9 protein-coding genes and 1 pseudogene are annotated in these 10,141 nt (G+C 74.1%); 8 read left to right on the forward strand and 2 right to left on the reverse strand.

All coding sequences use genetic code 11. The features are described from left to right. Positions 1–132: 132 nt before the first annotated feature. On the reverse strand, positions 133–429 hold the full coding sequence (locus ACFV0G_RS25925; protein ID WP_380552584.1) for a hypothetical protein: 297 nt from the start codon (positions 427–429) through the stop codon (positions 133–135). A 1,001-nt stretch (positions 430–1,430) separates the two neighbouring features. Here ACFV0G_RS25925 and ACFV0G_RS25930 point away from each other — a divergent pair. The 6 genes from ACFV0G_RS25930 to ACFV0G_RS25955 all read left to right on the forward strand — a co-directional run bounded on the left by ACFV0G_RS25930 (position 1,431) and on the right by ACFV0G_RS25955 (position 7,399). Continuing rightward, complete coding sequence (locus ACFV0G_RS25930; protein ID WP_380552587.1) at positions 1,431–1,865, forward strand: hypothetical protein; 435 nt, start codon at positions 1,431–1,433, stop codon at positions 1,863–1,865. A 222-nt stretch (positions 1,866–2,087) separates the two neighbouring features. After that, positions 2,088–2,792 (forward strand): response regulator transcription factor, encoded by a 705-nt coding sequence (locus tag ACFV0G_RS25935; protein ID WP_380552590.1) that lies wholly within the window; start codon positions 2,088–2,090, stop codon positions 2,790–2,792. A gap of 284 nt (positions 2,793–3,076) precedes the next feature. Then, the gene (locus tag ACFV0G_RS25940; protein WP_380552593.1) at positions 3,077–3,847 is read left to right on the forward strand and encodes a ferric reductase-like transmembrane domain-containing protein; all 771 of its coding nucleotides are present in this window, start codon (positions 3,077–3,079) and stop codon (positions 3,845–3,847) included. A gap of 97 nt (positions 3,848–3,944) precedes the next feature. Beyond that, positions 3,945–5,750, forward strand: a complete 1,806-nt coding sequence (locus ACFV0G_RS25945; protein ID WP_380552596.1) for an FAD-dependent oxidoreductase — start codon at positions 3,945–3,947, stop codon at positions 5,748–5,750. A gap of 53 nt (positions 5,751–5,803) precedes the next feature. Then, entirely contained in the window at positions 5,804–5,968 is a 165-nt protein-coding gene (locus ACFV0G_RS25950; protein ID WP_380552599.1) for a hypothetical protein, read from the forward strand. Between the two features lie 63 nt (positions 5,969–6,031). Continuing rightward, positions 6,032–7,399 (forward strand): hypothetical protein, encoded by a 1,368-nt coding sequence (locus ACFV0G_RS25955; protein WP_380552602.1) that lies wholly within the window; start codon positions 6,032–6,034, stop codon positions 7,397–7,399. Between the two features lie 64 nt (positions 7,400–7,463). Here ACFV0G_RS25955 and ACFV0G_RS25960 read toward each other — a convergent pair whose 3' ends face one another. Further along, positions 7,464–8,387: an oxidoreductase gene (locus ACFV0G_RS25960; RefSeq protein WP_380552605.1), complete on the reverse strand. Its 924-nt coding sequence runs from the start codon at positions 8,385–8,387 to the stop codon at positions 7,464–7,466. 138 nt (positions 8,388–8,525) lie between these two features. Between ACFV0G_RS25960 and ACFV0G_RS25965 the strand changes: the two genes are divergently transcribed. Both ACFV0G_RS25965 and ACFV0G_RS25970 read left to right on the forward strand, forming a co-directional pair. Beyond that, positions 8,526–9,488 (forward strand): D-2-hydroxyacid dehydrogenase family protein, encoded by a 963-nt coding sequence (locus ACFV0G_RS25965; RefSeq protein WP_380552608.1) that lies wholly within the window; start codon positions 8,526–8,528, stop codon positions 9,486–9,488. Positions 9,489–9,766: 278 nt separating this feature from the next. Then, a pseudogene (locus ACFV0G_RS25970) lies at positions 9,767–10,141 on the forward strand (hypothetical protein); the annotation flags it as partial.

Raw genomic sequence — 10,141 nt, forward strand, 5'->3', positions numbered from 1 at the left:
GGACATACGCGACGACATCCACGAGGCATTCCTCAAGCTGGCCTGCTGCCTGATCACCTACAGGCGCGTCCGCGCTTTGTGTTAGCTCCTCTTAGGGGAGCTGACGGAAAGGCCAGCCGGAGGCCATATCGGCTAAGAGGTCACGACGTTGAACGCCTCGTAGATCTTGGGCTCGGCCTCGGGCATTCCGGCGTCTCGCATCAGCGGTGCGAGCTTCTCCACGAATCGCTGGAACGCCTCCTTGGACTCCCAGACATCCGTGACATGCCAGCCGTCCGGGCCGGGCCCGGCGCAGTGGGAGATCAGGCCAGGTGCCGGCCAGTCCGAGCTCGACTTCACGATGCCGCGCCCCCCGGTCATTTTGTTGGTGACTTCCTCGTACTGGGCCTGGGTACCGCCGGGGATGTCGAACACGATGATGACGGCCATGCTGGACCTCGCTTTCGATCGACTACCGCTGGCCGGTTCCAGCTGACCAGTCCAGCCCGATGGCAGCACGAGGAGTGCGGCCATCCGGGTCCGTCACCCGGCTCACGATTTGACGCACCGAACAGCCGCGCGGAGGACTCTGCTGGCTCCTCCCATGCCTCCTGAGATGGGGTCGTGCCCCGGCCGAGTCGCCGGGTGATCTCTGCGTCCATGGCGTCGGCAGTCTTCTTGTCCCGCTCGATGGTCGCGTGCTGGTAGATCAGCGCGGCCCGGACGGAGGCACGGCCCATGCGCGCCATCAGCTCTTTGAGACTGGCCCCGGTCGCAGCAGCCATCGTGTTGCCGGTGTGCCGGAGGTCGTAGAAGCGGAAGTCCGGCATGCCGGCCTTGGCCCGAGCCTTGCGCCGGATGCGGCCGAAGCCGGTCCGGCGGAACGGGGCACCCCGATGACGAGGCCCCCCGCCGGCGGCCTGAGAGCTAGGCCAAGCGCACGTGCCGACCGAGCCGATAGGCAGGGAGAGGGTGAGGGAGGAGAGGTTGTTACGAGTTTCGCTCCTTCATCAAGGCTCGCTTCGCTCGCGGCGCCGGCCCGCCGCTCGCCTCCGCTCCTGTCCTCGCCCCGCGACGGCGGCGGCAGCCGCGCCACAGGGTGGACGGAAGGGCTGGCCCGCAGGCGTGACGCCCCAGAGCATAGGGGTCCGCCCCAAACCCCGGCCCTCTCTCGGAGGGGGGCAGGGGCAGGTGGGAGGTGCAGCTTCGTCGTGGTGATCGTGTCCAGGTCGAGGAGGGGACCATCCCGCTCGGCGCGGAGCCTGCCAGCGGGTTTCTGCTTTCTCCGGGTCCCCGAGCTGCGTCGGGCCGCTGCCGCGGCGGTATTTTGTGCGCGTCCTGTCAAGGTGGTGCAAAGATCCACTCGACCTTGCTCGGCACACCAACGATCTGCCTAGGCTCGCTGGTGCTCGCCCGGGTCGTCCGAGCGAGTTCCACGGGGAGGATCACACATGATGCGCCACAGGATTGCGGCTCTGACCGCAGCCACCGTTCTTCTCGCCGGCGGGGCACTCGCCACCGCCACCTCGGCATCCGCGACCGTCGACCCGCCCAGCGGCGGCTGGGACCACACGTGGACCACCACGGACTCCGCCCACGGCGGCACGGTCTACGTCGCGGAGCACGGCGACGTGGTCTCCGTCTGCGACACGGCATCCGACGGCACGGCGCCCAGGGTCCAGGTCTGGGTCCAGAGCAGCTCCGGCCAGTACAACTCCCGCTACATCATCGAGGCCACGGGCGGCCTCGGCTCCTGCAAGACCGTCAGTGCCTCGGACGGGGGCATCTACGACCTCCCGGAGAACGTCAACATCGCCGTCTCGATCTGGCTGGGCCCGAGCGTGGGACATCTCGGAAGCGAGCACACGTTCGTCAACGACCACTGAGTCCTCCGGCATCCTGCAGCGGCGGAGGGTGGCGGGTACAGGGGTCGCTGACTCCCCTGCGGGGAGAACGAGTTGGACCCCCGTCGCCCGCTCCGGCGTGAAACCCCAGGTCAACGACCTGGGGTTTCTGCCTTCTCCGGGCCTCTCCGGGCGCTCCGCTCCGGGTCGGGATCGCGGGCGATCCCATGGGCGGGAGGCGGCGCCTCGGCTACGGTGTGGCCCATGGCGTCCGTCCTCGTCGTGGAAGGCGATCCGGTCGTCCGAGGGTCGCTGATCGAGTCGCTGACCGCGTCCGGGCACGCGGTGCGCAGCATCCCGGACGGCCTCGGTGCACTGCGGGAGATCTCCGTGTCGCCCCCGGACGCGGTGGTCCTCGGTCTCGCCCTCCCCGACCTCGACGGCGCCGACGCGCTGCGCATGATCCGCGGGCTGTCGCAGCTCCCGGTGCTGGCCGCCGCGGCCTGCGACGACGATGCGGAGATCGCCAGGATCCTCCGTGCCGGGGCCGACGACTATCTCGTCCGGCCCTTCTCCGGCGAGCAGTTGGCCGCCCGGCTGGCGGCCGTGCTGCGCCGCTGCGGGGCCGGTGCGGCCGGACCGGGCGGCGCCCCCGACGCGGCCGTGGCACCCCGTGTGGTGGGGGAGCTCACCATCGACACCACGGCGCGCACCGTCCGGCTGGCCGGACGCGAAGTCAGGCTCACCCGGCGGGAGTTCGACCTGCTGGCCTTCCTGGCCGAGAACGAGGGGCGGGTGGTCTCCCGGAAGGAGATCCTGGCCGCGGTGTGGCGCCGGCCGTACGTCGTGGAGCAGACCGTCGACGTGCACCTCTCGTGCCTGCGGCGCAAGCTCGGTGAGCGGGCCGCCCGGCCCCGCTATCTGCACACGGTGCACGGTGTGGGTGTGAAGCTCGTTCCGCCCGCCTGATCCGCCCGCTGGTCCGGCCGCCGGCCGGTGCGGTTCCGCGGTGGATGCGTAAGAGGACCTTATGGATTCTTTAGGGACTTCTGCGCGCACTATCCGAACGCCGAACCGCCCATACGATCGGCGGAGTTGGCCCCTCCCCCGGTGGGCCGACATGCTCCGTCGGCAATGGGCGGCGATCCCCTCGGCCCGCATGTCCGCAGCCGTCGTGAGACCGCGGACGTACCGCGGCGGCCAACCCCGCCGCGGCACGCCCGCTCGGACGACGACGCAAGGAGTCGGCGACATTGGCTGCTGAAACGCTGTCCCGCACCGTCCCCGGCGGCCGTCCGCGGACCGTGGCCGGAATCGGCCCGCGCGCCGCCGCGGCCCTGGTCGCGACCGCGGTCCTCCTCCTGCTGATGCTGTGCCTGCTGGTCGCGGCGCCGGCCGCCGCGGGCGCCGTACCCGGCTCGCCGCTGGACGCCTACGACAAGCAGATCGACTACGACGCCGGAGTGCACAAGATCGCCCGGCTGGCGGCGCTGATCTCGTACACCCTGATGGTGTCCACCGTCCTGCTGGGCGTCGTGCTGCGGATGCGGTACTTCCAGCAGTTCGCGGCCCGGCCGACCGTCCACGGCGCCCACATGGGCATTGCACTGTCCGCGCTGATCTTCGGCGGCATCCACGGTCTGACCTTCCTCTACCAGCCGGTCTGGGACATCGGCACCGCCGAACTCCTCGTCCCCTTCACCGGCGGTCTGCAGCGCATCCCGGTGGGCTTCGGCATCGTCGGCACCGAACTCGGCATCGCAGTCGGCTGCTCGGTCTGGCTGCAGCGGCGGCTGGCCTACCGCAGATGGCTGAAGTTCCACCAACTCGGCTACGCCGCGTTCGCGTTGATCTGGCTGCACGTCTTCACCGTGCACCCGGAGCCGCGCCACCTCGATCCGGTGGCAGTGCTGGTCGCGCTCGGTGCCGGGGTGTGCCTGCTGGCCTTCCTGATCCGGGTCCTGCCGTCGGAGTCCCGGCTCCGCAGCCGCGCGTTCGGGCAGCGCCTGGACGCACCGCGCTGACCCGCCCCCGCTCCCCGCACCGCACCCGGCCGCACTGCACTCTCCCCGTGCCCTGCGCGTGCGAATCCACCGTGTCCCGACGAGGTGAGCCGAGCACGTGAACACCCAGATCCCCTGGCCTCCGAACGTCCCGCCGCCGCTGCCCGACGGGGCGCCGTACGGCCCCTGGCCGTCGCCCGTTCAGGCCCCGGCCCCCGCGGTCCTTCCGGTGGCGATGCCGGTGGTGATGCCGATGGCGCCCCCCATGGCGATGCCGGTGGCGGCGCCCGTAGCACCGCTCTGGCCGGCGCCGATCCCGGTGCCGCTGCCGGCGTCGGTGCCGACTGCCGCCCCGGTGCGGGTCGAGCCGCCCGGCCCCGTCCGGCCGGGCCCGGTGCCCGAGACGCAGCCGGTCAAGGTCAGCGTGGACAACCGCCGCTGCCACATCTACGGGATCTGCCAGCAGGAGGCGCCCGAGGTGTTCACGATCTCCAAGGGCGGCTCCCTGCACTACACCGCCAACGTCCCGGCGCCGCTGGCGGCCCGGGCCCGGCAGGCCGCCCGGTGCTGCCCGATGCAGGCCATCGCCGTCCAGGGCGGCTCCCGGCCAGCGTCGGGCCGCCGTCCGGGCCGCCGCCGGGTGCCCGCCGCGGACGGCCGCCGGATCGTGGTGGCCGGCGGCGGACTGGCCGGACTGAGCGCCGCGGCCAGGCTGCGCGAGCGCGGATTCGGCGGCGAACTGGTCATCGTGGGCGAGGAGTTGCATCGCCCGTACAGCAGGCCGCCGCTGTCCAAGCAGTTCCTCTCCGGTGAACTCTCGGCAGCGGACCTGGCATTCCGTACCGACGACCGGCTCGACGCGCACTGGCTGCTCGGCAGCCATCTGGTCGGACTGGACCCGGTCGCCCGGGCCGTCCTGCTGCGCGGCGGCGAGCGGCTGCCGTACGACGGCCTGGTGATCGCCACCGGTGTCGACGCGAAGCGGCTGCCGGAGACGCCCGTCGCCAGCGCACGGATCCGCACCGTGCGGACCCTGGAGGACGCCGCGGCCATCCAGCAGGCCATGGCGGAGGCCCGCGCCCACCACGTGGTGATCCTCGGCGGCGGCTTCGTCGGCTGCGAACTCGCCTGCACGGCCCGCGAGCACGGCATGGACGTCACCCTGGTGGTGCACAGCGCGCCGCTGCTCAGGCGGGTGCTCGGCCCCCGGCTGGGCGAGGTGGTCGGGCGGATCCAGGTCCGCGCCGGGGTCGACGTCAGGCTCGGCACCCGGATCACGCAGTGGACCGACACCGGGGACGGACTCCGGCTCCGGCTCGACGACGGGGAGACGGTCGACGCCGACTTCGTCGTCCTCGGCCTGGGTGGGGCACCGCGCACCGACTGGCTGGCCGGCAGCGGGATCGACGCCACCGACGGCGTGCTCTGCGATGCCACCTGCCACGCGGTGGACACCACCGGCCGGCCCGTCCCCGACATCGTCGCCGCGGGCGACGTGGCGCGCTGGCCCAACGCCCGGTTCGACGCCGTTCCGCGCCGGATCGAACACCTCATCCACGCCGTGGAGATGGGTCAGCACGCCGCCGACTCCCTGCTGCTCGGTGTCGAGCGGGCGGCGCCGTTCACCCCCGTCCCGCGGTTCTGGTCCGAGCAGCACGGCACCCGGCTGCAGGCCGTCGGCATCCCCGCCCTGGGGGAGCGGATCGAGATCGTCGAGGGGTCGCTGCGCTCCGAGCGCTTCGTGGCCACCTACCACCGCGACACCCCGCACGGGGAGCAGACCGTCGCCGCCGTCGCCTTCGACATGCCGCGCGAGCTGCTCGACCACCGCGACCGCATCGGTGCCGTCCGGCCGGCCGCACCCGGCGGCGGGCCGCCCGCCCTGACGGCCGGGCGGGGCACGGGCCGGGGGAGGGGCCGGTGAGCCATCGGGCACGCCGTCGCCGGCGGCGGGCCGCCCTGCCGCGGGGTGGTTCGTTGCACCTGCTGCTCAGCCTGCCCGCACTGCTGGGCATCCGCTGGCTGTTCATCACCGCCACCACGGCCGTGGCCATGGGCGCCTACGCGGCGGTGCTGCTGACCGCGGCCCCGATGCCGCCGACCCAGCCGCCGCCGCCCGCCGTGGCCACCGGCCACCACTAGGCCACACCGTCGCATTGCTCCGCCAGCCCGGCCGTTGCCGTGGCGCGTGAAGAGGAGAACCCGATGACCTTCCCCCGAGAGTACGGCCGACAACCGGTCCGGCACCGCCTCCGCTCCCGCTCCGGCGGCCGGGCCCGGCGGGTGACCGCGCTCGGCATCCCGCTCGGCGCCATCCTGACCATCACCGTGCTGATCGGCGTCTCGTCCGCCGCAACCGCACCCGGACCGGCGTCCCCCGACCGCGCCGGGACGGGGGCGGGGCCCAACCCGGGCTGCACGCTCGTGGTGCCGCCCGCCCCGCTCACCGCGAAGGGCCTGGCCACCCCGTACCGGCTGACCGCGACCGACCCCCGGCGCGGTCCCTGCCACGAGTCGAACCTCGCCCAGGCGGCGTTCGTCCAGGCCACCGTGCTCGACCCGGCCACCGGCGCGCTCTCGGTCTACAACCCGCTGGTCACCGACCAGCGGCGCGGACCCGCCGCCCCGCCCGTGGTGCCGGTGCTGCCGCGCAACGCGGTGGTGGGCATCTGGTTCGGCTTCAACGGCGACGTCCTCACCCTCAAGGGCGCGCCCGCCGGCGCGGGGTGCGTCAACGGGTCCCCGGGGCAGCCCTTCGGGCAGTTCGCCTACTGCAACGCCCCCGCGTTCTTCGCCGCCGCGGACACCGCCCGGCGGGCGGGCCGGCTGACCGTGCCCTCGCCCGGCACCGCGCGGGACGGCAAACCGTGCCCGACCACCCGCGACTTCGGCCTGGTCGACCAGGACCAGAGCGACAACGTCACCACCGAGTACCTGGTGACCGGGAACGGTGCGACCGCGCAGCGGACCGCCGCGAACGCCCGGCGGCTCCGGGCGACCTCGCTGCTCAACGGCAGCGACAACCTGCTGCTGACGAAGTTCGTCGACCCGGCACTCGGCTGCACCCCGTGGACCGCGCCGGACCTCGCCGACCCCGGGCACCGGGCCACCTCGCTCGCGCTCGACGAACTCCAGGCGGCCGCGCACCAGGCGGCACCGGTCGCCATCGTGCCGCTGAACGACCCGATGGTCCGCGACCACGGCCGGCAGAGCACGGCGAAGACCGACCTCTACCGCGCCGGGGTCGGGCAGCCCCGGGTCGGCCGCCGGGCCGACGGCGACCCGAAGGCGTACTGCGACGGCCTGGCCGGGCCCGGGCGGCAGCGGATCCGGCTCGACCGGCGCTTCACCGCCGCCGCGCCCTCGCCGGTGGACGGCCAGAACCTGTTCGACTTCCTGACCGAGCGGCTCGCGGCCTCCCTGACCAGCCTGGGCTGCGTACGGGCCGCGCCGGCCGGCGGCGCCGCCTCGCCCGCACCGTCGGTGAGCGCGCACGCACTGACCGACCCGGCCCCCTCCGCGAGCGCGTCCGCGGGCACCGGGACCGGGCCGGGGCCGACCGCGAGCGGGTGACCGGCCGCCGGGGCGGCCCGCCGCAGCCCCCCGGCCCGCGTCGGGAGCAGCCCGCCGGGACGGCTCAGACGGCCGTCTGCGCGCGGCCGGGGGAGTCGAGCCGGGCGAGCTCGTCCGCGGAGAGGTGCAGGGCGCCCGCGGCCAGGTTCTCGACCAGGTGATCGGGGTTGCCGGTGCCCGGGATGGCCAGCACGTGCGGGCCCCGGTGGAGCGTCCAGGCGAGGCGGACCTGCGCCGGGGTCGCGCCGTGCGCCCGGGCGATGTCCAGCAGGTCCTGGTCGTGGCCTTCGGCGGACGCGCCCGCCTCCCGGCCCTCGCCGGCGATCGCGAAGAACGGCACGAAGGCGATGCCCAGTTCACCGCACTCGCGCAGCAGGTCGTCCGCCCCGCTCTGCCGGCTGTCGATGCCGTAGCGGTTCTGCACGCAGACCACCGGGGCGATCGCCCGGGCCTCGGCCAGGTGCTCGGGGCGGATCACCGACAGGCCGAGGTGCCGGATCAGCCCGGCCGTCCGCAGCTCGGCCATGGCGCCGAAGTACTCGGCGAAGGTGCCGAATTCGCGCATGCCGGGCATCAGCCGCAGGTTGACGACGTCGAGGTGGTCGCGGCCGAGCTGGCGGAGGTTCTCCTCCACCTGGCCGCGCAGCCCCTCGGGCCGGGCGGTGTGCCACTCACCCGAGGCATCGCGGCTGGGGCCGACCTTGGTGGTGATCACCAGGTCGTCCGGGTACGGCGCCAGCGCCGTATTGACCAGCTCGTTGGCGGACCTCAGAGACGAGAAGTAGAACGCGGCGGTGTCGATGTGGTTCACCCCGAGCTCGACCGCCCGCCGCAGCACCGCGATCGACCGCCCGCGGTCGCTCGGCACGCCCTGGTCGAAGGCGCCGCTGCCGGTGAGGCGCATCGTGCCGAAACCGATCCGACGAACCGTCAGGTCGCCGAGATCCCAGGTGCCCGCGCTCGCGGCGGTGATCGTTTCCGTGTTCATGGCGGGCAGTCTGACACACCCTCGCCGATCGGCCGGCCGAGCGCCGAGCGGGCCGGCGGGCGGACGTGGTGGGATCGGACCGGGCCGGCGGCGGCACCGGGACCGCGGGGTCCGCGCCGTGGGCGAGGAGGCATGGCCATGAAGCTGCGCTGCGCGGTGCTCGACGACTTCCAGGAGGTGGCGACCAGGATCGCCGACTGGTCGCCGGTCGCCGACCGGGTGGAGGTGGCCGGCTTCTCCGACCACCTCACCGACGAGGACGAACTCGCCGACCGGCTGGCCGGGTTCGACATCGTGGTGACCCTGCGCGAGCGCGTCCCCTTCCCGGCCTCGCTGCTCGACCGGCTGCCGCGGCTGAAGCTCCTGGTCGCCTCGGGGATGCGGAACTCCGTGATCGACCACGCCGCCGCCGAGAAGCACGGGGTGACCGTCTGCGGCACGGCCAGCTCCTCGACCCCGCCGGTGGAGCTGACCTGGGCGCTCATCCTGGGCCTGGCCCGCAACGTCGTCGCCGAGAGCACCGCGCTGCGCGAGGGCGGCCCCTGGCAGAGCACCGTCGGCGCCGACCTCGCCGGCCGCCGGCTCGGCCTGCTCGGGCTGGGCAAGATCGGCAGCCGGGTGGCCGGGATCGGCCGGGCCTTCGGCATGGAGGTGTCGGCGTGGAGCCAGAACCTCACCGCCGAGCGGGCCGCCGAGGCCGGCGTCGAGCTGGCTCCGTCCAAGGAGGAGCTGTTGCGGACCAGCGACGTGGTCTCCGTCCACCTCGCCCTGGGCGAGCGGACCCGCGGCCTGCTCGGCGCAGCCGAACTCGCCCTGCTGAAGCCCGATGCGTACCTGGTCAACACCTCCAGGGCGGCGATCGTCGACCAGGACGCCCTCATCGACGCGCTGCGGCGCGGCGCCTTCGCGGGCGCCGGCCTGGACGTCTTCGACGTCGAGCCGCTGCCGGCCGACCACCCGCTGCGCACCGCGCCCCGCCTGCTGGCCACCCCCCACCTCGGCTACGTCTCGCAGGCCAACTACCGGACGTACTACGGCGAGGCCGTCGAGGACATCCGGGCCTTCCTGGACGGCGCTCCCGTCCGGGTGCTCGGCGCCTGACCCGGCCCCGGCCGGTGCCCGAGCCGGCCCGGCCGAGCGGTCGCCCGTGCGCCGTCCGGTCCGGTGGAAACCGCTTGCGGCGTACTGCCGGCGCCTCTACGGTCACCGGGCCGTCCCGACCCTGGAGCCGCCGTTCCGATCCGCCTCACCGCCCTGACCGACCCCGCGGTGCCGGCCGGACGCCGCCGACCGGCCTGGCTGGCCGACGAGGACGGAGTTCCGGTGGGCTCCGCCTACCTCTGGCTGTCGGACGCCCCGACCGGCGCCACCTCGCGGAGGTGGACCTGGCGGTGCACCCCGCCGAGCGGCGGCGCGGCACCGGCCGCGCCCTGCTGGCGGCGGCCGCGGTCGCGGCCCGCGGCGACCTGCTGCACACCGTCGCCGTCCTGGCCGAACCGGACGGCGCCATGGTCGGGTTCACCGAACCCGTCGTCCCGGGCGACGGCGGCGGGGACGGCCTGCACTACGGCACGGGGGTGCTGCCCGCGCACCGCGGGCCGGCCTGCTGGATGAAGGCCGAGTCGATCCGGACGGGGGCCGGGCGCCGTGCGGCGGCGGCCGGGGGGGTGGCCGACACCGCCGACGGCCCCCGGGGGCGGGGGGGCGTGCACGGAAGCCTGGGCTACCGGGCGGGGCCCCGCCTCTGGCACAAC

Source organism: Kitasatospora sp. NPDC059571 (assembly GCF_042735675.1).
Classification (GTDB): domain Bacteria; phylum Actinomycetota; class Actinomycetes; order Streptomycetales; family Streptomycetaceae; genus Kitasatospora.